This is a genomic window from Pseudooceanicola profundus, assembly GCF_054919315.1.
The window spans coordinates 656,968-680,505 of record NZ_CM142898.1 but is presented as its reverse complement, the minus strand read 5'-3'; the positions used below and the strand labels follow the sequence as shown (position 1 = coordinate 680,505).

At 66.3% G+C, this 23,538-nt stretch carries 25 protein-coding genes and 1 tRNA gene; 17 read left to right on the top strand and 9 right to left on the bottom strand.

From position 1 onward, the window contains the following. Position 1 precedes the first annotated feature (1 nt). The 4 genes from ACX9MO_RS03065 to ACX9MO_RS03050 all read right to left on the bottom strand — a co-directional run bounded on the left by ACX9MO_RS03065 (position 2) and on the right by ACX9MO_RS03050 (position 4,413). Entirely contained in the window at positions 2–421 is a 420-nt protein-coding gene (locus ACX9MO_RS03065; RefSeq protein ID WP_462213506.1) for a hypothetical protein, read from the bottom strand. Positions 422–523: 102 nt separating this feature from the next. Further along, a complete protein-coding gene (locus tag ACX9MO_RS03060; protein ID WP_462213505.1) occupies positions 524–2,011 on the bottom strand; it encodes an alkaline phosphatase in 1,488 nt (495 codons plus the stop codon). Between the two features lie 421 nt (positions 2,012–2,432). Continuing rightward, positions 2,433–2,519, bottom strand: a tRNA-Leu gene (locus ACX9MO_RS03055). A 193-nt stretch (positions 2,520–2,712) separates the two neighbouring features. Next, a complete protein-coding gene (locus tag ACX9MO_RS03050; RefSeq protein WP_462213504.1) occupies positions 2,713–4,413 on the bottom strand; it encodes a peptidoglycan-binding domain-containing protein in 1,701 nt (566 codons plus the stop codon). 114 nt (positions 4,414–4,527) lie between these two features. On the opposite strand from ACX9MO_RS03050, the gene lipB reads away from it, so the two are divergent. From lipB to ACX9MO_RS03030, 4 genes are all read left to right on the top strand, one after another. Continuing rightward, positions 4,528–5,202, top strand: coding sequence for a lipoyl(octanoyl) transferase LipB (gene lipB, locus ACX9MO_RS03045; RefSeq protein WP_462213503.1), 675 nt, complete (start codon positions 4,528–4,530; stop codon positions 5,200–5,202). Positions 5,203–5,372: 170 nt separating this feature from the next. Further along, entirely contained in the window at positions 5,373–5,774 is a 402-nt protein-coding gene (locus ACX9MO_RS03040) for a c-type cytochrome (protein WP_462213502.1), read from the top strand. A 290-nt stretch (positions 5,775–6,064) separates the two neighbouring features. Then, positions 6,065–7,738, top strand: coding sequence for a cytochrome c oxidase subunit I (gene ctaD / locus ACX9MO_RS03035; protein WP_462213501.1), 1,674 nt, complete (start codon positions 6,065–6,067; stop codon positions 7,736–7,738). A 94-nt stretch (positions 7,739–7,832) separates the two neighbouring features. Further along, complete coding sequence (locus ACX9MO_RS03030) at positions 7,833–8,327, top strand: DUF2244 domain-containing protein (protein WP_462213500.1); 495 nt, start codon at positions 7,833–7,835, stop codon at positions 8,325–8,327. A 9-nt stretch (positions 8,328–8,336) separates the two neighbouring features. Here the strand turns inward: ACX9MO_RS03030 and ACX9MO_RS03025 are convergent, their stop codons facing one another. After that, positions 8,337–8,519 (bottom strand): DUF3008 family protein, encoded by a 183-nt coding sequence (locus tag ACX9MO_RS03025; RefSeq protein ID WP_462213499.1) that lies wholly within the window; start codon positions 8,517–8,519, stop codon positions 8,337–8,339. Between the two features lie 159 nt (positions 8,520–8,678). Between ACX9MO_RS03025 and ACX9MO_RS03020 the strand changes: the two genes are divergently transcribed. After that, entirely contained in the window at positions 8,679–9,569 is an 891-nt protein-coding gene (locus ACX9MO_RS03020; protein WP_222492341.1) for an acyl-CoA thioesterase, read from the top strand. Between the two features lie 25 nt (positions 9,570–9,594). On the opposite strand, the gene ACX9MO_RS03015 is transcribed toward ACX9MO_RS03020, so the two are convergent. From ACX9MO_RS03015 to ACX9MO_RS03000, 4 genes are all read right to left on the bottom strand, one after another. After that, positions 9,595–10,287 (bottom strand): DUF1045 domain-containing protein, encoded by a 693-nt coding sequence (locus ACX9MO_RS03015; protein WP_462213498.1) that lies wholly within the window; start codon positions 10,285–10,287, stop codon positions 9,595–9,597. Between the two features lie 131 nt (positions 10,288–10,418). Continuing rightward, the gene (locus ACX9MO_RS03010; RefSeq protein WP_222492343.1) at positions 10,419–11,483 is read right to left on the bottom strand and encodes a YeeE/YedE family protein; all 1,065 of its coding nucleotides are present in this window, start codon (positions 11,481–11,483) and stop codon (positions 10,419–10,421) included. 98 nt (positions 11,484–11,581) lie between these two features. Next, a complete protein-coding gene (locus ACX9MO_RS03005; RefSeq protein WP_224819885.1) occupies positions 11,582–11,869 on the bottom strand; it encodes an ArsR/SmtB family transcription factor in 288 nt (95 codons plus the stop codon). Between the two features lie 145 nt (positions 11,870–12,014). Continuing rightward, on the bottom strand, positions 12,015–12,401 hold the full coding sequence (locus tag ACX9MO_RS03000) for a thioredoxin family protein (RefSeq protein WP_462213497.1): 387 nt from the start codon (positions 12,399–12,401) through the stop codon (positions 12,015–12,017). 197 nt (positions 12,402–12,598) lie between these two features. On the opposite strand from ACX9MO_RS03000, the gene ACX9MO_RS02995 reads away from it, so the two are divergent. The 12 genes from ACX9MO_RS02995 (at position 12,599) to ACX9MO_RS02940 (ending at position 23,537) form a co-directional block, all read left to right on the top strand. Continuing rightward, a complete protein-coding gene (locus ACX9MO_RS02995) occupies positions 12,599–13,336 on the top strand; it encodes a cytochrome c biogenesis CcdA family protein (protein WP_222492345.1) in 738 nt (245 codons plus the stop codon). Between the two features lie 46 nt (positions 13,337–13,382). Then, on the top strand, positions 13,383–13,952 hold the full coding sequence (locus ACX9MO_RS02990; RefSeq protein ID WP_462213496.1) for a SoxW family protein: 570 nt from the start codon (positions 13,383–13,385) through the stop codon (positions 13,950–13,952). A gap of 123 nt (positions 13,953–14,075) precedes the next feature. Next, positions 14,076–14,558 (top strand): sulfur oxidation c-type cytochrome SoxX, encoded by a 483-nt coding sequence (gene soxX / locus ACX9MO_RS02985; RefSeq protein ID WP_222492347.1) that lies wholly within the window; start codon positions 14,076–14,078, stop codon positions 14,556–14,558. A gap of 31 nt (positions 14,559–14,589) precedes the next feature. Then, positions 14,590–15,006 (top strand): thiosulfate oxidation carrier protein SoxY, encoded by a 417-nt coding sequence (soxY, locus tag ACX9MO_RS02980; RefSeq protein WP_462213495.1) that lies wholly within the window; start codon positions 14,590–14,592, stop codon positions 15,004–15,006. A gap of 23 nt (positions 15,007–15,029) precedes the next feature. Beyond that, positions 15,030–15,359 carry a thiosulfate oxidation carrier complex protein SoxZ gene (gene soxZ, locus ACX9MO_RS02975; RefSeq protein ID WP_222492351.1) on the top strand — a complete coding sequence of 110 codons (330 nt, stop codon included), beginning with the start codon at positions 15,030–15,032 and terminating at the stop codon, positions 15,357–15,359. 31 nt (positions 15,360–15,390) lie between these two features. Beyond that, a complete protein-coding gene (soxA, locus tag ACX9MO_RS02970) occupies positions 15,391–16,263 on the top strand; it encodes a sulfur oxidation c-type cytochrome SoxA (protein WP_462213494.1) in 873 nt (290 codons plus the stop codon). A gap of 119 nt (positions 16,264–16,382) precedes the next feature. After that, complete coding sequence (soxB, locus tag ACX9MO_RS02965; protein ID WP_462213493.1) at positions 16,383–18,080, top strand: thiosulfohydrolase SoxB; 1,698 nt, start codon at positions 16,383–16,385, stop codon at positions 18,078–18,080. A gap of 119 nt (positions 18,081–18,199) precedes the next feature. Beyond that, positions 18,200–19,474 (top strand): sulfite dehydrogenase, encoded by a 1,275-nt coding sequence (gene soxC, locus ACX9MO_RS02960; RefSeq protein WP_222492357.1) that lies wholly within the window; start codon positions 18,200–18,202, stop codon positions 19,472–19,474. After that, the gene (locus ACX9MO_RS02955; RefSeq protein WP_462213492.1) at positions 19,458–20,528 is read left to right on the top strand and encodes a c-type cytochrome; all 1,071 of its coding nucleotides are present in this window, start codon (positions 19,458–19,460) and stop codon (positions 20,526–20,528) included. The genes soxC and ACX9MO_RS02955 overlap by 17 nt, the downstream gene beginning before the upstream one ends. Positions 20,529–20,847: 319 nt before the next feature. Beyond that, on the top strand, positions 20,848–21,483 hold the full coding sequence (locus tag ACX9MO_RS02950; protein WP_222492361.1) for an ATP-dependent Clp protease proteolytic subunit: 636 nt from the start codon (positions 20,848–20,850) through the stop codon (positions 21,481–21,483). A 143-nt stretch (positions 21,484–21,626) separates the two neighbouring features. Further along, the gene (gene clpX / locus ACX9MO_RS02945; protein WP_222492363.1) at positions 21,627–22,889 is read left to right on the top strand and encodes an ATP-dependent Clp protease ATP-binding subunit ClpX; all 1,263 of its coding nucleotides are present in this window, start codon (positions 21,627–21,629) and stop codon (positions 22,887–22,889) included. A 264-nt stretch (positions 22,890–23,153) separates the two neighbouring features. After that, on the top strand, positions 23,154–23,537 hold the full coding sequence (locus ACX9MO_RS02940; RefSeq protein WP_222492365.1) for an NADH:ubiquinone oxidoreductase subunit NDUFA12: 384 nt from the start codon (positions 23,154–23,156) through the stop codon (positions 23,535–23,537). The last annotated feature ends 1 nt before the right edge of the window (position 23,538 follow it).

Sequence of the window (23,538 nt, the reverse complement as noted above, 5' to 3'; positions counted from 1 at the left end):
GTCAGTCGTAGCTCGCGTCGACCAGCCGCACCATGCTGAGGAAGCCGGTTTCCGGATCGCGGTAGGCGCCCAGCTCCAGCACGCCGGAGGTCACGATCTTGACGTTGTAGGGGACCACGTCGACGGTCCGCTTGGTGTAGACGGCGAGGATGTCGTTCGGCCAGTCGGCCTCGGTCTCGCAGAAGGGGCAGACCGACATCGGCCGCCGGGTCAGCACGAAAAAATTGCTCTCCGCCTTCAGGGGCGGGGCCATGTAGCCGTCCACCGCGATACGCTTGCCCTCGCTGGCCCTGGCCAGATCGGACAGGGCCTTCCGGTCGTAGAGGTGGCGCAGCTTGATCACCTCCTGCGCGGCAAGGGCCGGGCGGGCGATCAGGTGGGCGGAAAGTGCGGCGCTCAGAAAGGTGCGGCGGGTGAACATGGGAGATCTCCTTGGGGGGCCGCGCCGGGGAAGGTCAGGCGCCCCGGAACGGGACAGGGGGCCCGGCGGCGGGCCCCCTGCGTCAGTGTCGCAGCCGGTGGGTTACTCGGCGTTCACGGCGTGGTTCATCACGTGGAAGATGACGTTCTGTTCGATGGTGCCATCGAAGAGATGCGCCCAGGGGCCCTTCGCGTAGACGGCCACGTCCTCACCCGAGTGGGTTTCCGAGGACATCGGCACCAGCGCCTGCTGGAGGTAGTCGAGGTCCATCGCCTCTTCCTGCGTGACTGCCGGGCGGACGCCCGCGTAGTTCATGTCCTCGCGCAGGATCGAGCCCGAGCCGTTGGCGTAGGAGATGACCGAATAGGGCTGGCCATCGTCGGCGAGATTGAGCTCGTCGCTGTGGAGCTCGCCGGTCTTGGCGATGCCGTAGCAGAGGCCCTGGATCGGGGTGCCGCGGCCACAGTAGCCGTTGAAGGCAATGGCGTGCTCGTGGTCGGCGGTGACGACGATGAGGGTGTCCTCGTCATTCGTCATCTCATCGGCCAGGGCGACGGCCTCGGCCCAGATCATGCCGTCGGCGGCGGTCCGGGCAAAGTTGCCGGCGTGGTTGGCGTGGTCCACGCGACCGGCCTCGATCTCGAGGTAGAAGCCATCTTCGTTCTGGCTCAGGAACTCGATCGCGGTGCGGGTCATGTCGGTCAGCGAGGGCTCGCTCTCCGGGCGGTCCGCCTCGTAGGAAGTGTGGCTGTCGGTCCAGAGGCCGAGGATCGGCGCGGACATCTCCAGCGCGTCGAACTCCTCCTTGTTCGAGGCATACTGGATGCCGGCCTCCGCCGCCACGGCCAGCAGGTCGGCGCCATCGGCGCGGTGGCCGGTGCCGCCGTTCGGGGTGGCCGTGCCCTTGGGCACGAAGTAGCGCGCGCCGCCGCCGAGGGCGATGTCGAGCATGCCGGAGGTCATCGCGTCGATCATCTGCGCGGCGATGTCCTTCTGGGCGGTGCAGCCCTCGGGCAGGGCGTCTTCCCAGTTGCGGTTCGCGGTCTTGGAGTAGACGGCGGCCGGGGTCGCATGGGTCAGCCGGGCCGAGGACACGATGCCGACGGACTTGCCCTCGGCGGCGACCAGTTCGGCGAAGGTGGTCAGCTCGTTGCCGGACACGGTCGAGCAATCGTCATGGATCGCGTCGCCGCCGAGGTTGATCAGGTTGAAGCGCTGCTTGACCCCGGTGTTCATCGCACCGGCGGTCGGGGCCGAATCCGGGGTCTGGGCGTTGATGTTGTAGGTCTTCACCAGTGCCGAGTGAAACTCGCTGGTCTCGTAGGGCAGGACATGTTCCTCGCCCAGCTTGCCCATCTGCTGACCGACGTAGAGCCGGGTCGCGTAGTTGGTGCCCACACCGTTGCCGTCCGCGATCATCAGGATCACGTTCTTGGCCCGGCCGGTGTTCTGTTCGCGGGCGATCAGCTCCTGGATGGTGGTTTCGCCGGCCTTGAACCAGTCGCTGTTCGACTGGAGTTCGGGAATCTCTTGGGCGGATGCGGCCGTGGCCGCCGTCAGGGCCAAAGCGGAGATCAGGATGCGTTTCACGGGAGGTATCCTCTTTGCTGTTTCGGGGGCCGCTGGACGAGTCGGCAGCGCGCGCCGAGGCTGCAGGCGGCAGCACAAGAGGGATGTAGCGATCCATTGTAACGCGAATGTTATGGGGGGAGGGCGATCTGCGCTTTGGCGCGGGGGCACTGCAGGCCGTGCAGAGGCCGTGTCGGATATGCCGAACCGCCGCCGTTCTTGCGTTGGCAGAGACCTGCGTGCAGGCGAATGCCGGGCGGTGTAGCCGCGTGAGGCTCGGGACGGGGCGCTCCGGCCGATCTCGCGACGGCTCAGTCGAGCGCGCGCAAGGGCGAGCGTCGTTGCAGGACGTCCAGGACGATTGTTCTGTCGGTATGGGGGGCGGGCCACAGTGTGACCTGTCGGATCAAACCATCTCAGACGTCATCTCGTCTGGATGATCTGGTGCGGTCGAGAAGACTCGAACTTCCACGGGAGTTACCCCACAGCGACCTCAACGCTGCGCGTCTACCAATTCCGCCACGACCGCACGTGATCAGGTAGGTGAGGGGCCGTATAACGAGTGTCTCAGCCCACCTCAAGAGCCAAATCGCATCCCTCGGTCCACTTTTTTCGTCGAGGGGCCAAGTCCCTTACGTCAACTGAAACGGCCGCCCGAAGGGGGCGGCCGTGGGGGCTGTGGCGGGCCGGGGCGGGGCCCGGAGATGCACCGCGTGATGCCCTTATTTCAGCGTGAACGTCGGCAGGGCAGTGGCCTGCGGCGTTGCTGCCTCGGGTGCGGCCATGGGCGCGGTGAGCCCGGTGGCAGCGGCGTCGATCAGCTGGGCGCGGTCGGTCTGGCCGGGGGCAAAGACCGCCTCGGCACCGTTGTTCAGCGCGGTGACGGCGGCCTTGTACCAGCCCTGCGCGAGCGCGGGGGATTCGCCGGTGCCAAAGCCCTGGCTCAGGTGGTGGCCGATGAGCTCGGCGTAGGGCGTCGATCCTGCGCCGACCAGCAGCAGGGCAGAGCCGAGCGCCACGTCCATCTTGTCGCGGCGATAGCCGGTGTAGAGGCAGATCGCGCCGGTCTGGCGGGCCTGTTCCAGCGTCATGTTGCTGTCGAGGACGAATTTCTGCACCTGCGCCGTGACCTGGCCGGCATCGGTGCCGTCCAGCATCGAGACGTAGCTGGCAAGACCGGCGCCGAAGGCATCACATTGTGCGTCGATCTGGTCGGTGGTCAGGCCCTGCACCTGGCTGACCATCTCTTCGCCCTTGGCGATGGAATAGGTGCGCGACAGACAGAACTGCTCGGACAGGGCAAGCTCGGGGTCGGCCATGGTGGCCAGCGTGGTGTAGCCGCCGTTGGAGTTGGTCAGCAGGCTGACCTTGGAGCAGTAGGAGGCCAGCGAGGGCTGCGCGGCCGCGGCCGGCGCGGCGAAGGGCAGCGGGGCCAGGGCGCCACCGCCGGCCACCGGAAGCGGCTGCGGGGCAGGGGCGGCGGGCGCGGGCTGGCTGGCCATCACGGTGCCCGACGACGGGGCCGAGGGTTGCGCCTGCGGCATCGGTGCGGCTGGCGCGGCGGCCATGGTGGTGCCCCCGTTCAGCGGATCGTTGATCTCGCAGCCCATGCGGTCACAGGCGAACATTGCCGTGCTGACGGTGTTGGTGAGCGTGCCATTGCGGCGATACTGGAAATCGTGCCGCTGGTAGCCGTCGTGCTTGGAGGTGAAGACCAGCGTCGAGCACTGCGACTGGCCGCACCAGTAGTTCGAGCCGGTCACGGCGGTATCGATGACGTAATCGTTGCGCCCGTCGCCGTTCAGGTCGGCCATCTGGATGAAGCCGGTGCGCTGCAGCAGCTGTTCCGCGGAAGGTTCGGTGCTGTCGGCGATCTCGTCGATGGCCTCGGAGACCTCGATCGGCAGACCGGCATAGCCGACCCCGGTCGAGCGGCCGGGCGTGCCGAACTTCTGGTCGCGCCAGGCCACCAGCAGGCTGCGCGCACCGTCGGGGTGGCGTTGCGTCGCGGTCATCACCTCGGGGCCGCCGATCTGGGCGCGGTTGTAGGAGGTGACGAGGTGATCGCGCTCGAAGGGCGTCAGCTGGCCGGTCACCGGGAAGGACATGTAGGCCTGATACTGCGAGATCGCCGAGCGCGAGCGCGAGCCCATCACGCCATCGGGCGTGCCGGCATTGAAACCGAAGTAGTTGAGCGAGGTCTGGGTCTCGCGGTTGGCCTGCCGGGCTGCGGTGTTCGCAGTCGACGTGCGCGGCTTGGAATAGGTCCGCTGTTTCTGCTTGTTCTGGGCTGCGCCGCTCATGATGGCGCCGCCGATAATGCCACCCACAAGCGCCGCGCCAAGGTCACTTGCGGCGGACTGGATCGGGGCCGCGGTGACCATCCCGGCGGCAAGGGCCACCTTCAGGGACTTGGAGATCATCTCAAACTTCTCCTATATGTAATACTGAACTGAAATTCGATGCGGGCAGTGTAGCGTGGCGTTTCCGTTGCGTCATGCATTTCTGGCCCGGCACAGGTAGGAAATCCCATAAAAATGGAATGGCTCATCTCACCCGGGCTGACCGACTACGAAACAGCCGTTTCCACCATGGAAGCGCGGGCCGAGGCCATCGCCCGGGGCGAGGCCGAGGAACTGGTCTGGCTGGTGGAGCACCCGCCGCTCTACACCGCGGGCACCTCGGCAGACAGCAAGGACCTGCTCGCCGCCGATCGCTTCCCGGTCTACGAGACGAAGCGCGGCGGCCAGTACACCTACCACGGGCCGGGGCAGCGGGTGGTCTATGTCATGCTGGACCTGAACCGGCGCGGGCGCGACGTGCGCTGCTTCGTGCGGCAACTGGAACGCTGGGTGATCGAGACGCTGGACCAGTTCAACCTGCGTGGCGAGATCCGGCAGGGCAGGGTCGGCGTCTGGATTGCCCGGCCCGACAAGCCCGCGCTGCCCGACGGCACGATGCGCGAGGACAAGATCGCCGCCATCGGCATCCGGCTGCGCAGGTGGGTCAGCTTCCATGGCATCTCGATCAACGTGGAGCCGGAGCTGGAGCATTTCGGCGGCATCGTGCCCTGCGGCATCTCCGGCCACGGGGTGACCAGCCTCGTGGACCTCGGCCTGCCGGTGACGATGGACGACCTCGACGTGGCGCTGCGCAAGAGCTTCGATGCGGTCTTCGACGAGGCGGCGGACGGGCCGGTCTGCGCCGGCTGATCCGGTGCGGCCCTGTGGGGACCCGTGGTACCCGCAAAGGGACGGCCCAGTCGGCGGATCGCGGGGCCTGCGACAATTCTTCAGCGCTGCCGCAGGGATAAAATCCTATGGCCGATCCCGCTCCTGCGGTATGCCGGTGCAAACGCGCGCAAAGACTCTGGAGAACAGCCATGACCGCCACCAAGCCCCTTTCGGTTCTTGCCGCCCTTGCCCTGATGACCGCCCCGGCCCTTGCCGGCGATGCGGGGGCGGGCGAGAAGGACTTCCGCAAGTGCAAGGCCTGCCACTCGATCGAGGGCGCCGTGAAGGGCGGCCGCACCGGCCCGGACCTGCACGGTGTGATCGGCCGCACCGCCGGCACCCACGACGGGTTCAAGTACGGGCCCGATCTGGTCGCGGCGGGCGAGAAGGGCCTGGTCTGGGACGAGGAGACCATCGTGGCCTACGTGGCAGACCCGCGCGGCTTCCTGCAGGAGTATCTCGGCGACAGCGGCGCCAAGTCCAAGATGACCTTCAAGCTGCCCAAGGGCGGCGAGGACATCGCGGCTTACCTCGCGACCTTCACAGAGTGATCCGCACCAGATGATCGTCACCGCGCGGCGAGGCCTGCAAGGGGCCTGTCCGCTGCAACCGGGACGAGACGGGGGCCGTCCGGCGGATGCCGGGCGGCTCCTGCGCGTTTCAGGCCGGACGCGCGGCGCTGCGGTGCCGACTGCAAGGGGGGGTGCGACAAAATAATTTGATCTCGATCAAACCGGCCCATTGCTTGTGAAACCGGAGTCATTCTAAAAACGGCATAATTGCGCGGGCTTTCCGGGGAGACTCCCGCGGTACGTCCAGTCACACCAGAGGAGGCAAGGGCATGGCGGACGCAGCCATTCATGGCCACGAACATCATGACGCGCGGGGGTTCTTCACCCGCTGGTTCATGTCGACGAACCACAAAGACATCGGCATCCTGTACTTGATCACGGCGGCTGTCGTCGGTCTGATCTCGGTGCTGTTCACCGTTTACATGCGGATGGAGCTTATGCATCCGGGCGTGCAGTTCATGTGCCTCGAAGGCGCACGTCTGTGGCCCGCGGCGGAAGGGGAGTGTACGCCGAACGGTCACCTGTGGAACGTGATGATCACCTACCACGGCGTGCTGATGATGTTCTTCGTGGTGATTCCGGCGCTCTTCGGGGGCTTCGGCAACTACTTCATGCCGCTGCAGATCGGTGCGCCGGACATGGCGTTCCCGCGCCTGAACAACATGTCCTACTGGATGTATGTCGCGGGCGTCGGCCTCGGCGTCGCCTCGCTCTTCGCGCCCGGCGGCAATGACCAGCTCGGCTCCGGCATCGGCTGGGTGCTCTACCCGCCGCTCTCGACCAACGAGGCAGGCTATTCGACCGACCTCGCGATCTTCGCGGTGCACGTCTCGGGCGCCTCGTCGATCCTGGGTGCGATCAACATCATCACCACCTTCCTGAACATGCGTGCCCCGGGCATGACCCTGTTCAAGGTGCCGCTGTTTGCCTGGTCCGTCTTCGTCACCGCGTGGCTGATCCTTCTGTCGCTGCCCGTCCTGGCCGGCGCGATCACCATGCTGCTGACCGACCGGAACTTTGGCACGACGTTCTTCCAGCCCTCGGGCGGCGGCGATCCGATCCTGTACCAGCATATCCTGTGGTTCTTCGGCCACCCGGAAGTGTACATCATCATCCTGCCCGGCTTCGGCATCATCAGCCACGTCATCGCCACCTTCTCGCGCAAGCCGATCTTCGGCTACCTGCCGATGGTTCTGGCGATCATCGCGATCGGTGTCCTGGGCTTCGTCGTCTGGGCGCACCACATGTACACGGTGGGCATGTCGCTGACGCAGCAGAGCTACTTCATGCTGGCAACGATGGTCATCGCGGTGCCGACAGGGGTGAAGGTCTTCAGCTGGATCGCCACGATGTGGGGCGGCTCGGTGGAGTTCAAGACCCCGATGCTGTGGGCCTTCGGCTTCCTGTTCCTCTTTACCGTGGGCGGCGTGACCGGCGTGGTGCTGAGCCAGGCGGGCATCGACCGGGCCTACCACGACACCTACTACGTGGTGGCGCACTTCCACTACGTGATGTCGCTGGGCGCGGTCTTCGCGATCTTCGCGGGCGTCTACTTCTACTTCGGCAAGATGACCGGCCGCCAATATCCGGAATGGGCAGGCAAGCTGCACTTCTGGGCGATGTTCATCGGCGCGAACCTGACCTTCTTCCCGCAGCACTTCCTGGGCCGTCAGGGCATGCCGCGCCGTTACATCGACTACCCGGAGGCTTTCGCCACCTGGAACTTCTGGTCCTCGATGGGCGCCTTCCTGTCCTTCGCGTCCTTCGTGTTCTTCTTCGGGGTGATCATCTGGTCGCTGTTCCGCGGCGCCAAGGTGACCGAGAACAACTACTGGAACGAATATGCCGATACGCTGGAGTGGACTCTGCCCTCTCCGCCGCCGGAGCATACCTTCGAAATCCTCCCCAAGCAGGAGGACTGGGACAAGGGCCACGCGCATTGAGCCGGGCCTGATCCGAGACCGACGCGAGGCCCCGGCAGAGATGCCGGGGCCTTTGCATTTCAGGACAGATCACGACTGACCGGGGGAGGGGCCGATGCCCTATGAATGGAGCGAGACGCCCGAGGGCCGCCGTCTGCGGCTCTGGCCCTATCGCTCGCTGCCGCCGCGGGGCTTCGCCTTCGTGATCGGGCTTTTCTTCCTGCTGCTGCTGATCCCGCTCTTCGGGGTGCTGGGGTCGCTTGTCCTCTGGGGGCTGCTGCCCTTCGGGCTGGGGGCGCTCTGGGCCCTCTGGTTCGGGCTGCGGCGCTCCTACCGCTCGGCCGAGATCGAGGAGCTGCTGGAGATCACGCCCGAGCGGATCACGCTGCACCGCGAGAACCCCGACGGATCGCAGCAGGATTGGGATGCACAAAGCTACTGGGCCCGGGCCGAGATGCACCGGCAGGGCGGGCCGGTACCGTGGTATGTCACCCTTTCCGGCAATGGGCGCACGGTCGAGATCGGCGCCTTCCTCAGCGAGGACGAGCGCCGGGCGCTCTATGGTGAACTGGCCTCCGCTTTCGCAGAGCAGCGCCAGCCGGAGGGCTGAGGCCGGCGCCTAGCCCGTGCGCTGCGGCAGGTCGTCGTGATCGGTGCCGGCCATCTCCTCCAGCTCCGCCTCGGTCATCGTCTCGTACATGTCCTTCGAGGCGCCCTGCAGGTCCTTCACCTTGCTCTCGCCCCGCTTGGCCGAGAGGGCGGCGCCGGCGGCGCGTTGCTGTGCCTTGGATTGTGCCTTCATGTCAGCTCTCCCTTGCTGCCTCTTCAACGCAGACCCGCGGCATCGCGTTCCGCGGGCGATGGGGCCATGGGAGGGCGTGGCGGGTCGTGGGGGCTTGCAAAGCCGGGCGCGGGCGCTCAATCAGTCAGGACCCAACATGAAGACGAGACGGAGGCGCGGATGACCGGAGAGCAGGACGAGGCAGCAGAGGACCTTCTGGTTCCGGTGCTCGACGTGGAGCGGCTGGAAGAGGACTTCTACCGCGGCATCGCCACCCCGCGCGGCAAGGGCCGCAGCTTCGGCGGGCAGGTGATCGCGCAGGCGCTGATGTCCGCCACCCACACGGTCGACCCCGGCCGCCCGAACCACTCGCTCCACGCCTATTTCATGCGTCCCGGCAACGCGGCGCAGCCGGTGCTCTACCGGGTGGACCGGGACCGTGATGGCGGCTCCTTCTCGACCCGGCGGGTGGTGGCGATCCAGAACGGCAAGCCGATCCTGAACATGGCCGCCTCCTTCCACGTCGAGGAAGAGGGCTGGACCCACCAGGACGAAATGCCCGACGTGCCCGGGCCGGAGACCCTGAAGAACCAGGTCGAACTGGGGGAAGAGCTGGGCGATCAGCTTCCGGAGCGGGTGAGTCGTTTCCTATCCAGAAACCATCCGCTGGAGGTGCGCCCGGTCGAAGGCGTGCTGGCCTTCAACGCCGAGCCGGGCCGGGCAGGGCAGGACTTCTGGGTCCGCGCGCGGCATCGGCTGCCGGACAATCCCGGCCTGCACCGCGCTGCGCTCGCCTATACCTCGGACCTCGGGCTGCTCGGCGCCTCGGTGCGCCCGCACGGGGCCTCCTTCGCGGCGGGCGACGTCCAGATGGCCAGCCTTGACCACGCGCTATGGTTGCATGGCCCTTTCCGCATGGATGAGTGGCTTCTCTACTCTACCGACAGCACATGGGCGCGCGGTGCGCGTGGATTTTCGCGCGGACGAGTGTTCACGCAGGACGGCCGGCTGATCGCCGACGTGGCGCAGGAGGGGCTGATCCGCCCGATGCGCGAGACACCGGCGGGCTGAGGCCCGCCTGGCGCTGGCGTCCCTCTCAGCCGCGGCCGAGGGGGAAGCGCTCGATGGCCTGGAACCGGCCCCAGGGGTTCTCCCCCGCGAGGACCAGCGATGAGATACGGAACGGCTGGCGGGTGAAGGGGGCGACATGGTCTTCCAGCGCCTCCTTGGTCCGCTCCGCCTCACCCGTGGTCAGGCGGCCGGTCAGGGTGATATGGAAGGTGAAGTCATCCATCACGTAAGGGTAGCCCCAGCGGGCCAGATTGTCTTCCTGCGCAGGGGTCAGGGGCGCCTTGCGGCGCTTCTCCAACTCGTCCTCGGTGGGCGCGGCGCGAAAGGCGTCGAGCCCGGCCACGCAGGCGCCGGCAAGGGCGGACAGCGGTCCGAGGTCACCGGTGGGCACGAGGGCGAGGAAGCCCTTCATGCACTGCAGCGTCAGCGGTCCGGTGGTGACCGGGGCCAGACCGGCGCAGAGCCTGCGGGCGCTGTCGGCCAGCTGCTCGGGCGAGCGGCCCTCGGCCAGGCGGATCGGGGCCTTGATGGTGCCATGCAGCCCGTACTTGCGCGGCGTCGCCGTCAGGTCGGAGATGGCACGCGGCAGGTCTTCGATCTCGGGGTGGGTCACGCCGCAGCCTTCCTGAAGGTCCCAGCCCAGCCATGCAGCGCCGAACTCGGCCAACGGGCCCGGTTCTGGAGCGTAGTAAATCGCGTAACGGTTGAATTCTGACATCATAACAATAGGGTCCGCTCGTGGTCTGTCCTCGCTATCCGGTGGGCGGTGACAGGACCATGTCAAAAGCGACTGCTTACGTCAGGTGACCGGCGGTGGCGATATTCCGGGCGTCTGGAGTGGGCGTTTGCCTATTCCGCAGGCTGAAAACCGGTGATCAGCTGCCGCAGCCCGAGGGCCGCGCCGGCAAAGATCGCCGCGAAGGTCAGCGGCGCGGACCAGGCCAGCACCGAAAACGCGGACACGCCCTGGCCGATTGTGCACCCCATGGCAACAACGGCCCCTGCACCCATGAGCGCCGCGCCGGTGATCTGGCGGCGCAGTTCGCGCGGATCCTCGCAGGCCTCCCAGCGGAACCGGCCCTGGCTGAACGAGCCCGCGAAGGCCCCGAGCGCCACGCCCACCACGGAGCCCACGGAGAAGGAGAGATCCGCTGCAGCGCCCGTCATGGCAAAGAGCAGCGTCTCCCCCAGCGGGGCCGAGAAGGAATGCGAGACGACGGGCAGGGCGGCAAAGCCGTGGTGCGCGATCCAGCTGGTGCCGGCCCAGCCGGTGAGGATCGCCGCCGCCACCACCGCCGACCAGAAGAGCGCCCGGCCATCGCGCAGGAAGTCGCGCGAGGCCAGCACGCCCGCGCAGATCGCGAGGCCCAGGGCGAGGCCCGTGGCCCAGACCGGCGCCCCCGTCCGGGCCGCGATCATGTGGGCGATGCCTGGCACCGGGTCCCCGGGGGTGACGGGCAGCTGGTGGAAGAGGCTGTCGCGCAGTCCGGCCAGCGGCCCGCGCAGTACGAGGTAGGAGGTCAGCCCCATGACCAGCACGATGACGAAGGCGCGCAGGTCGCCGCCGCCCAGCCGGGCGATCGCCCCGAAGCCGCAGTTGCCCGCGAGCGCCATGCCATAGCCGAAGGTCAGCCCGCCGAGGATTGCGGCCACCGGCATCCAGCGGATCGAGAGGTAGAAGGTTTCCGTGGGCACGAACAGGCCCGCGCCCATGAGGCCGAAGGCCCCCACGACGGAGAGGCCGATGGCCAGCCCCCACATGCGCATCCGTTTCGAGGAGCCGCCGTAGAGCAGGTCCTCGATCGCGCCGAGGGTGCAGAACCGTCCCATCCGGGCGGCAAGGCCCAGCATCACGCCGCCCGCAAGGCCGATCAGCGCGGCAAGCGCCGGTTCTCCGAGTGCCAGAAAGTCCATGCCCGATCCTCCCCATCCGACATGTGGTCCGCGACGCGGTCGCGGTCAGTCACCGGTCCGGTGCCGCCCCCTCCCGGGCGGCGCGGGACCGGTGTCTCTCAGTCGCAGAAAAGCTCGTAGACGAGTTCGAGAACCCGCTTCGGCTTGTCATCCGCGAGGCTGTAATAGATGGCCTTGCCCTCGCGCCGGGGCACCACGAGGCCCTCCAGCCGCAGCCGCGACAGCTGCTGCGATACGGCGGCCTGCCGGGCCGAGAGCAGGTTCTCCAGCTCGGTCACGGATTTCTCGCCGGTGACGAGGTGGCACAGGATCATCAGGCGGCCTTCGTGGCTCACCGCCTTCAGAAAGTTCGAGGCCCGGGTGGCGTTGTCCACCATCCGGTCCATTTCGGCCTCCGAGAGGTTCTCGTCGAAGGCGGGCAGGGTCGTCTCTTCGACGGATTTCGGGGCGGCGCCGGTCTGCATTGCGAGGGTCACTTCCAGAATTTCCCTTTCGAAACAGAGTATACTAAAATCTGCGGGAGGCCAGCGGCTAGCCGGCTTTATCGGTATCGACCTGCTCGGAAAGCATCTTTTCGAGCAGGCCCCAGAAAAAGTCCTCGCCCGGGTAGCCCTCGATCCGGCCCAGTTCGGCGCCCTCGTCCACGAGGACGAAGGTCGGGGTGAAGACCACGGGCCGGGTGAAGGTGACGCCTTCGGGCGGTTGCTCAGAGATATCCATGCGCACCAGCGGCGCGCTCTCTCCGGCGGCGGTCTTGGGGTAGATCGGCGCGATGGTGCGGTCCCATGCGGCGCAATAGGCGCAGCCGGGGCGTTCGACCATGATCAGCTCCAGCGCCGCAGCGGCCCCGGGCAGGAGGCTGGCGGCAAGGATGAAGGCGGGGACCAGAGCAGGGGCGAAAGCGGGCAGAAGGCGCATGGGCCGGTGTCCTGTGAAACGGGGCTGGCCCCGGGGGCTGGGGCATGCCGGAGACATGGCATAAGATGTCGGGCCAGACATGGCATCGGGCGGGGTGGGCGTCAAACGCAGCCATCGTCGCATCACGGCGGATTGACGAGCCGCTGACGTTCTATCTAATGTGAATATGTTTATGGCTCAAGGGTAGGGAGGCCCTGGTGCTGGAAATCTCTTACGTCGGCGCGGCGCTTGCCGGGCTTTTGTCCTTCTTCACCCCCTGCATTCTGCCGATGGTGCCTTTCTACCTGTGCTACATGGCCGGGCTCTCCATGTCCGAGTTGCAGGGCGACGGGGATATCGCGCCCGGCGCGCGCAAGCGGTTGGTGCTGTCGGCGGTGGCCTTCGCCCTCGGCGTGACCTCGATCTTCGTGCTGCTGGGGATGGGAGCGACGGCGCTGGGGCAGGCCTTTGCCCAGTGGAAGCAGCCGCTGTCCTATGTCGCGGCCGCGATCCTGCTCCTCTTCGGGCTGCATTTCCTCGGCGTGCTGCGCATCCCGCTGCTCTACCGCGAAGCCCGCCTCGAATCGAAGGCCGAGCCAACGAGCCTGCTGGGCGCCTATGTCATGGGGCTGGCCTTCGGCTTTGGCTGGACGCCCTGCGTCGGCCCGGCGCTGGCCTCGATCCTGATGATCGCCTCGGGCATGGGGGATCTGTGGCGCGGGGCGCTGCTGCTGCTGGTCTACGGGCTGGGAATGACCGCGCCCTTCGTCATCGCGGCGCTCTTCGCGCGGCCCTTCCTGGCCTGGGTCGGCCGCAACCGCCGCTACATGGGATACGTCGAGAAGGCGATGGGGGTGATGCTGATCCTCTTCGCCCTGCTGATTGCCACCAATACCGTCAACCTGATCGCGGACTGGCTGATCCGCACCTTCCCCGGCTTCCTGAACGTCGGGTGAGGCCTGCTTGCGCCCCGCAAGCGGGCGGCCCTGAGGAGGAGAGACCATGAAACACGTTCTGATCGCCATGGGCACCGTGCTGGCCCTGGCCACCGGTGCCGCCGCCGCCACCCTGGGCGACGACGGGCTGCACAAGGCACCCTGGATGCGCGACACCTTCAAGGACCTGCGCGAGGACCAGGCCGAGGCCCAGGCCGAGGGCCGCCGCCTGATGGTCATCGTCGAGCAGCGTGGCTGCATCTACTGCACCAAGATGCACAACGAGGTCTTTCCCCAGCCCGAGATCGAGAGCCTGCTGATGGACAAGTACTTCGTCGTCCAGATCAACATGTTCGGCGACGTGGAGGTGACGGACTTCGACGGGGAATCGCTGCCCGAGAAGGAGATGGTCCGGAAGTGGGGCCTGATGTTCACGCCGACGATGATGATGTTCCCCAAGGAGGTGCCCGAGGGCCTGTCTGCCGCGCGGGCCGCGGCCGTCACCATGCCCGGCGCCTTCGGGAAGGGCACGACCTTCGACCTGCTCACATGGGTTCTGGACGAAGGATATACCGGCGAAGAGCCGTTCCAGAAGTACCACGCGCGGATGATCGAGGCACGGCAATCTTCCAAGTGAATCCTTCGCAGGCGCAGCAATCATAAGTAAATTCGACTTATTGAATTTGATGTTGCGCGGGTTTGTCGCACCGCATATGGTGATCACGAGGACGCGACCGAAAAGGTAGCTGAGGGAGGAAAAATGACACGCAAGTTGATGCCGATGGCCTTCGTGCTGGCGGCGGGGGCGGCCACGTCCCTGGCGGCAGCGGAGGTAGCCCCGAGCGACGTGGTCTACGACGATTACGGCGCGATCGAGGCGCCGCTGACCGAGACTGCGGGCAGCGCGGAAGAGGGCGCCAAGGTCATGACGAACCGGGGCCTGGGCAACTGCGTGGCCTGCCACGCGGTGACGGCACTGGAAAGCGCCCCGTTCCATGGCGAGGTGGGCCCGCCGCTCGACGGTGTGGCGGACCGCTGGTCCGTGGCCGAACTGCGCGGGATCGTCGCGAACGCCAAGAAAACCTACGACGGCACCATCATGCCGGCGTTCTACAAGACCAGCGGCTACATCCGCCCCGGGGATGCCTTCACCGGCAAGGCCGGGACCGAACCGCTGCCGCCCCTGCTGACCGCCCAGCAGATCGAGGATGTTGTCGCCTTCCTGACCACTCTCAAAGAGTGATCCGGACGGCCTGATCGACGAGGAGATGACTATGCAGATGACCCGACGCGACACGCTGGCCCTTGGCCTTGGCGCCGCCGCGCTGACGATCCTTCCCTTCCGTGTGAACGCGGCGGCGGAAGACAAGATCGCCGAATTCACCGGCGGTGCGGAGACCTCCGGCACCGGCCTGACCCTGACCGCCCCCGAGATCGCGGAAAACGGCAACACCGTGCCGATCAGCGTCTCGGCCCCCGGCGCGACGGCGATCATGGTGCTGGCCACCGGCAACCCGACCCCGGGTGTGGCGACCTTCACCTTCGGCCCGCTCGCCGGCTCGCAGGATGCCTCGACCCGCATCCGTCTTGCAGGAACGCAGGACGTGGTGGCGATCGCCAAGATGGCCGACGGCAGCTTTGCCAAGGCTTCCAGCACCGTCAAGGTGACCATCGGCGGCTGCGGCGGCTGAGCTCAGGAAAGAGGATCAAGACAATGGCATCTGGTGTGAAACCCCGGGTGAAAGCCCCGAAAACCGCATCCGCTGGCGAAGTGGTCACGATCAAGACCCTGATCAGCCACCCGATGGAAAGCGGTCAGCGCAAGGACGGGAACGGCAATCCGATCCCCCGGTCCATCATCAATCGCTTCACCTGCGAGTTCAACGGCGAGAGCGTCGTGGACATCGCGATGGAGCCGGCGATCTCGACGAACCCCTACTTCGAATTCGAAGCCAAGGTTCCCGAGAGCGGCGAGTTCAAGTTCACCTGGTACGACGACGACGGGTCTGTCTACGAGGATACGAGCGCGGTGACGGTGTCCTGAGGGACACCGCACTTTCAGGGAGGAGCAACGCATGACAAGAACGAAGCTGACCCGCGCGACGTGGGGCACGACGCTGGGGCTGCTCGGCGGCCTCGCGCTCGCCGCGCCCCTCGCCGCGGACGAAAACGCCGACCTCGTGATCAACGGCGATCTCAACATCACCGTGCGCACCGAGGCGCCCGCGCATCTGGACGGCGCCCTGTCGGAGATCACCTCCGGCTGGGTCTACCGCTCGGACGAGACGCAGCAACTGCAGATGGACGACTTCGACAACCCGGGCATGATCTTCGTCGATCAGGCCATGGATGTCTGGGGCACGCCCGATGGCACCGAGGGCAAGAGCTGTGCCTCCTGCCACGACGATCCCGCCGTCAGCATGAAGGGGGTCCGCGCGGTCTATCCCAAGTGGAACGAGGAGGCCGGCGAGGTCCGGACCCTCGCCATGCAGATCAACGCCTGCCGTGAAAGCCGCATGGGCGCCGAGCCGTGGGATATCGTGAAGTCCGACATGGTGAACATGGAGGCGCTGATCTCGGTCCAGTCGCGCGGCATGCCCGTGAACGTGGCGATCGACGGCCCGGCCCAGGAAACCTGGGAGAAGGGCAAGGAGATCTACTACACCCGCTTCGGCCAGCTCGAACTGGCCTGCGCGAATTGCCACGAGGACAACTACGGCAACTACATCCGCGCCGACCACCTGTCCCAGGGCCAGATCAACGGCTTCCCGGCCTACCGCCTCAAGAACGCCAAGCTGAACGCGGTGCAGGATCGCTTCAAGGGCTGCGTGCGCGACACCCGCGCCGAGACCTTCAAGCCCGGCAGCCCCGAGTTCAACGCGCTGGAACTCTACGTCGCCAGCCGTGGCAACGGCCTCTCGGTCGAGGGGCCCTCGGTCCGCAACTGACACCTGTCCTTGGCCAGAGTACGGCCTGAAACGAGTACCCCCTTCCGCCCCGGCGGGAGGGGACCTGTTCCCTGCATCCTGACGCCTGTTTCCAGACGCCCTACGACGGAGCCCCTCCCATGATCTCCCGCCGCGATTTCCTTCAGGTCTCCATGGCCGCCTCGGCCCTGCTGGGCGCCTCCGGCTTTGGCAGCTGGTCCCGGCTGGCCGCGCAGCAGGCGCTGACGCAGGACCAGCTGCTGCAGTTCGACACCTTCGGGAATGTCTCGCTGATCCATGTCACCGACATCCACGCACAGCTGAAGCCGCTCTATTTCCGCGAGCCCTCCGTGAACCTCGGGGTGGGGGGCAACAAGGGCGCGGTGCCTCATGTCACCGGCGCCGACTTCCGCAGGCTCTATGGCATCGACGACGGCTCGCCCTCGCATTACGCGCTCTCCTCGGGGGATTTCGCGGCGCTGGCGGGGATGTACGGCAAGGTCGGCGGCATGGACCGCGTGGCCACCGTGATCAACGCCATCCGCGCCGACCGGCCCGATGCTCTGCTCCTCGACGGCGGCGATACCTGGCACGGCTCCTACACCTGCCTCAAGACCGAGGGGCAGGACATGGTCAACGTGATGAACGCGCTCAAGCCCGACGCGATGACCTTCCACTGGGAATTCACCCTCGGCTCGGCCCGGGTGCAGGAGCTGGTGGAGGGGCTGCCCTTAGCCGCCCTCGGCCAGAACATCTTTGACGCGGAATGGGACGAGCCGGCCGAGCTCTTCAAGCCCTACGAGTTCTACGAGACCGGCGGTGTGAAGGTTGCCGTGATCGGGCAGGCCTTCCCCTACATGCCGATCGCCAACCCCGGCTGGATGTTCCCGGAATACTCCTTCGGTATCCGGGACGAGCACATGCAGCAGATGGTCGACGAGGTCCGCGCGCAGGGCGCCGAGCTGGTTGTCTGCCTCAGCCACAACGGTTTCGACGTGGACAAGAAGATGGCGGGCGTGGTGAAGGGGATCGACGTGATCCTCACCGGCCACACCCATGACGCGCTGCCCGAGCCGGTGCTGGTGGGCGAGACGATCCTGATCGCCTCCGGCTCCAACGGCAAGTTCGTCTCCCGCGTCGATCTGGATGTGCGCGACGGCCGGATGATGGGCTTCCGCCACAAGCTGATTCCGATCTTCTCGGACGTGATCACCCCGGACGCGGAGGTCGCCGCGCTGATCGACGAACAGCGCGCGCCCTACGAGGCCGAGATGAGCGAGGTCATCGGCCAGACCGAGGGGCTGCTCTATCGCCGGGGCAACTTCAACGGCACATGGGACGACCTGATCTGCGATGCGCTGCTTTCCGAGCGGGACGCGCAGATCGCCATGTCGCCCGGTGTCCGCTGGGGCCCCTCGCTGGTGCCGGGGCAGGACATCATCCGCGAGGATATCTTCAATGTCACCTCCATGAGCTACGGCAAGGCCTACCGCTCCGAGATGACGGGCGAGTTCATCAAGGTGATCCTCGAGGACGTGGCGGACAACATCTTCAACCCCGATCCCTACTACCAGCAGGGCGGCGACATGGTGCGCATCGGGGGCATGGGCTACCGGATCGACGTGTCGAAACCGCAGGGCGAACGCATCAGCGAGATGACCCTGCTGGCCACCGGCGAGCCGATCGACCCGGCCAAATCCTACGTCGTTGCCGGCTGGGCCAGCGTGAACGAGGGCACCGAGGGGCCGCAGATCTGGGACGTGGTGGAAAGCCACATCTCCAAGCTGGGCACCGTCCCACCCATCGACCGTGACAGCGTCACGGTGACGGGTACCTGATCCCGGCCGCCCCGGCCCGCCGGGGCGGTCCCACGGGCATGAGTTTGTCAAAAATTTTTGCCCTATACATGCACAATGATGAATGAGATGATTTGTAAAAGAGTGAGGAGGTCAGCCAGATGAGTGAGACATCCAAGGGCAAGCGTCCCTCCCGCCGGGCGTTCCTGAAGGGCGCCGCTGGCGGGGCAGGGGCGGCGGTTCTGGGCGCGGGGGCCGCACGGGCCGCCGGACCCGATCCGCTTATCACGGAAGTGCAACCCTGGGCGCAGGGCCTGGGCGACGGGGTGGATGCCACGCCCTACGGGCTGCCGATCGAATACGAGGCGGACGTGATCCGGCGCAACGTGCCATGGCTCACGGCGGACCCGATCAGCTCGATCAACTTCACCCCGATCCATGCGCTGGACGGCACGATCACCCCGCAGGGCTGCGCCTTCGAGCGGCACCATTCCGGCGCCATCGAGCTGCGCAAGGAAGACTACCGCCTGATGATCAACGGCCTCGTGGATCAGCCGCTGGTCTTCACCTATGCCGATCTCGAACGCTTCCCCCGGGAAAACCACGTCTACTTCTGCGAATGCGCGGCCAACACCGGCATGGAGTGGGCAGGCGCACAGCTGAACGGGGCCCAGTTCACCCACGGCATGATCCACAACATGGAATATACCGGTGTTCCCCTGCGCGCCCTGCTGGAAGAGGCGGGCGTGCAGCCGGAGGGCAAGTGGGTCTATGTCGAGGGCGCGGATGCCTCTTCCAACGGCCGCTCGATCCCGATGGAAAAGGCGCTGGACGACGTGCTGGTGGCGTTCAAGGCCAACGGCGAGGCGCTGCGCAAGGAACACGGCTATCCCGTGCGCCTCGTGGTGCCGGGCTGGGAAGGCAACATGTGGGTCAAATGGCTCCGCCGGATCGAGGTGGGCGACCAGCCCTGGGAGAGCCGCGAGGAAACCTCCAAGTACACCGACACGCTGGCCGACGGCACCAGCCGCAAGTTCACCTGGGTGATGGATGCGAAATCTGTCGTGACCTCCCCCAGTCCGCAATCGCCGATCACCCACGGCAAGGGGCCGCTGGTGATCACCGGCCTCGCGTGGTCGGGTCGCGGTGCGATCACCCGGGTCGATGTCTCCAAGGACGGTGGCAAGACCTGGGAAACCGCCCGTCTGGCCAAGCCCGGCGAGAAGATGGCGCTGACCCGCTTCTACCTCGACACCACCTGGGACGGCGAGGAGATGCTGCTGCAATCCCGCGCCATGGACGACACCGGCTATGTCCAGCCGACAAAGACCCAGCTGCGCGAGGTGCGTGGCGAGAACTCGGTCTATCACAACAATTGCATCCAGACGTGGTGGGTGAAACCGACCGGGGAGGCCGAAAATGTCGAAGTTTCCTAAGCTTGCTGCCGCGCTGCTGATCAGTGGCCTTGCGCTGCCCGTGCAGGCCGAGACGCTGGGGCTGGGCCGTCCCGCCCTGCCGGAAGAGATCGCGGCCTGGGACCTCGACGTGCGCCCCGACGGTCTGGGCCTGCCGGAAGGCTCCGGCGATGTCTGGACCGGGGACGAGGTCTTCTCCGAACGCTGCGCCTCCTGCCACGGTGACTTCGCCGAGGGACGGGGCAACTGGCCAAAGCTGGCGGGCGGTCAAGGCACCCTCGATCACAAGGACCCGCTCAAGACCGTGGGCAGCTACTGGCCCTATCTCTCAACCGTCTGGGACTACGTGCACCGCTCGATGCCCTTCGGCGACGCGCAGAGCCTGACCGCGGACGAGGTCTATGCCATCACGGCCTACATCCTCTACTCCAACGACATCGTGGGCGATGATTTCACCCTGTCGAAGGAGACCTTCTCGGACGTCGTCCTGCCCAACACCGACGGGTTCATCGTCGATAACCGGGCCGAGACGGAATACACGGCCTTCTCGGGCGAGCCCTGCATGACCGACTGCAAGGACACGGTCGAGATCACCATGCGCGCCGCCGTGCTGGACGTGACGCCCGACACGGAGGAGGCCAGCAGCGAGCCGGTGGTCGAAGCCGCAGCCGAAGCGCCTGCCGAAACGCCCGCCGAAGCGCCTGCCGCAGAAGCCCCGGCCACGCCGGAACCCGCCGCCGCGTCCATGCCGGACCCGGCCCTCGTCGCGGACGGCGAGAAGGTGTTCCGCAAGTGCAAGGCCTGCCACGAGGTCGGCGCAGGGGCCAAGAACCGCACCGGGCCCGAGCTCAACGGCATCGTCGGGCGCACCGTCGCCGCGGTGGATGGCTTCCGCTACTCCAAGCCGATGGACGAGATGGGCGCTTCGGGCACGATCTGGTCGATGGACGAGCTGCACGCCTTCCTCGCCAACCCGAAAAAGCACCTCAAGGGCACCAAGATGTCCTTCCCGGGCCTGAAGAAGGACGCGGATATCGACGCCGTCATCGCCTACCTGCAGGCCAACGGCGGCTGAACCACGCGGGGTGCGCCCCGGTCCGCCCCGTGGCGGGCCGGACCCCTCTACGGCCCTTCTCCGGCCCATGGGCCGGGCGGTGTCGCGGCGGGGGGCTTTTGCCCCTTCACCCCCGTCCGCACGAAAGGGCGGCGCCCAGACGGCGCCGCCCTTTTCCGTTGGCGCAGCGGCGGATAGCGACGCGGCCTTCCCCCTGTCCCGGCGTTCACCATGGACACATGATTTCGCCGCCCGGCCTTGCAGCCGGTCAGGTGCGTGACTAAGACTCTATCAGGACCTGATCACTAGGGGTCAGGCAACCAGATGAGGCGGGGCCAGAATGCGCGATCCTATTGACCATTATATGAACAACCTCGTGCCGATGGTGGTGGAGCAGACCAGCCGTGGCGAACGGGCCTACGACATTTTCTCGCGCCTGCTGAAGGAGCGGATCATCTTCCTCTCCGGGCCGGTGCACGACGGGATGTCCTCGCTGATCGTGGCGCAGCTGCTGCACCTCGAAGCCGAGAACCCCTCGAAAGAGATTTCCATGTACATCAACAGCCCGGGCGGTGTCGTGACCGCGGGCCTGTCGATCTACGACACGATGCAGTACATCAAGCCCAAGGTCTCGACCCTCGTGGTCGGTCAGGCCATGTCCATGGGCTCGCTGCTGCTGGCCGGCGGGGCCGAGGGCATGCGCTTCTCGCTGCCCAACTCCGAGATCATGGTTCACCAGCCCTCCGGCGGGTACCAGGGCCAGGCGACGGACATCCTGATCCACGCCGAGCACACGAAGAAACTGAAAGAGCGGCTCAACCGTATCTATGTCAAGCACACCGGCCAGACCTACGAAGACGTGGTCGATGCGCTGGAGCGGGACCGCTTCATGTCGGCCGAAGAGGCCAAGGATTGGGGCCTGATCGACGAGATCGTCGAGAGCCGGGACAAGGGCCCGGACACCGACGGCAAGTGACGGCCCCGGCGTCACGAAGGGGTTTGTGACGCATTTTTGACGTTGTGGTGCCGGTAGTGCTGTCCTAATCTGTCCTTTAACAGGCGGAAGGGGCGGTACGCCGGCCCCTCAAAGGCCCCGGAACCGGGGGAAAGGTGCGCAAAATGGCGAACAATTCGGGTGGCGACAGCAAGAACACGCTCTACTGCAGCTTCTGCGGGAAGAGCCAGCACGAGGTTCGCAAGCTGATTGCAGGGCCGACCGTGTTCATTTGCGACGAATGTGTCGAACTCTGCATGGACATCATCCGCGAAGAGACCAAGGCCACCGGCCTGAAGAGCTCTGACGGCGTGCCGACCCCGCAGGAAATCTGCGGCGTGCTGGATGATTACGTCATCGGCCAGAAGATCGCCAAGCGTGTTCTCTCCGTTGCCGTGCACAACCACTACAAGCGTCTGAACCATTCGTCCAAGTCCGGCGACATCGAACTGTCGAAGTCGAACATACTGCTGATCGGCCCGACCGGCTGCGGCAAGACCCTTCTGGCGCAGACGCTGGCCCGCATTCTCGACGTGCCCTTCACCATGGCCGACGCCACCACGCTGACCGAAGCCGGTTACGTGGGCGAGGACGTGGAGAACATCATCCTGAAGCTGCTTCAGGCGAGCGAGTACAACGTCGAACGCGCGCAGCGCGGCATCGTCTACATCGACGAGGTCGACAAGATCACCCGCAAGTCGGAAAACCCCTCGATCACCCGCGACGTTTCGGGCGAGGGCGTGCAGCAGGCGCTGCTGAAGCTGATGGAAGGCACCGTGGCCTCCGTCCCGCCGCAGGGCGGCCGGAAGCATCCGCAGCAGGAATTCCTGCAGGTGGACACGACCAACATCCTCTTCATCTGCGGCGGCGCCTTTGCCGGTCTCGACCGGATCATCGCGCAGCGCGGCAAGGGTTCGGCCATGGGCTTCGGCGCCGATGTCCGTGACAACGACGACCGCGGCGTGGGCGAACTCTTCAAGGAACTCGAACCCGAGGACCTGCTGAAGTTCGGCCTGATCCCGGAATTCGTCGGTCGTCTGCCCGTGCTCGCCACTCTGGAAGACCTCGACGAGGACGCGCTGGTCACCATCCTGACCCAGCCGAAGAACGCGCTGGTCAAGCAGTACCAGCGTCTCTTCGAACTGGAGGATACCCAGCTCACCTTCACCGAGGACGCCCTGCTGGCGATCGCGAAACGCGCCATCGCCCGCAAGACCGGCGCCCGGGGCCTGCGGTCGATTCTCGAGGACATCCTCCTCGACACGATGTTCGACCTGCCCGGCATGGAAGGCGTCGAAGAGGTCGTGGTGAACGAAGAGGCCGTGAACTCCGACGCGGCGCCGCTGATGATCTACGCCGACGCCAAGAAGGAAGGCGCCAGCGCCTGATCTCCGGATCGCAACAGACAGCAAGGCCGGGCCCCGTGCCCGGCCTTTCGCGTTCCTGAAGGCCCCCTCCGCCCACGCGGACCACCGGATGGGCTCCCGAACACACCGGCAGGGCAGGGGCATCCGGCTTCATCTTTCTACAAATACTCATCCTCTGCCCACGGCACGGCACAACCGCGCGAGGGCACGATTCCCACGTCCCCGGGGACTGGACCTTTGCCCCCGATTGCGCCATATCGGGAGGGAGATCGAAGGAGGCATTCCATGGGCATTCTCAACGGCCTGCTGCGCGGCGTTACCTGGTGGAACGGCGCCACGCTGAACACGCTGCTCTACACCCGTCGTCACGGCCAGAAAGTGGGCGAGGACGATCAGGGCAATGTCTTCTACCAGACGTCCGACGGCAAACGCCGCTGGGTCATCTACAACGGCGAGGCCGAGGCCAGCCGCGTGAGCCCCGACTGGCATGGCTGGCTGCACCACACCTACGACGAGGTGCCCACCGAAAAGCCGTTGGCGCACAAGTCCTGGGAAAAGCCCCACCTCGAGAACCTCACCGGCACCACGCTGGCCTACGCCCCCGCCGGGTCGCTGCGCCGCAAGGAGCCCGCGCCGCGCGCCGATTACGAGGCGTGGCAGCCGGAATAAG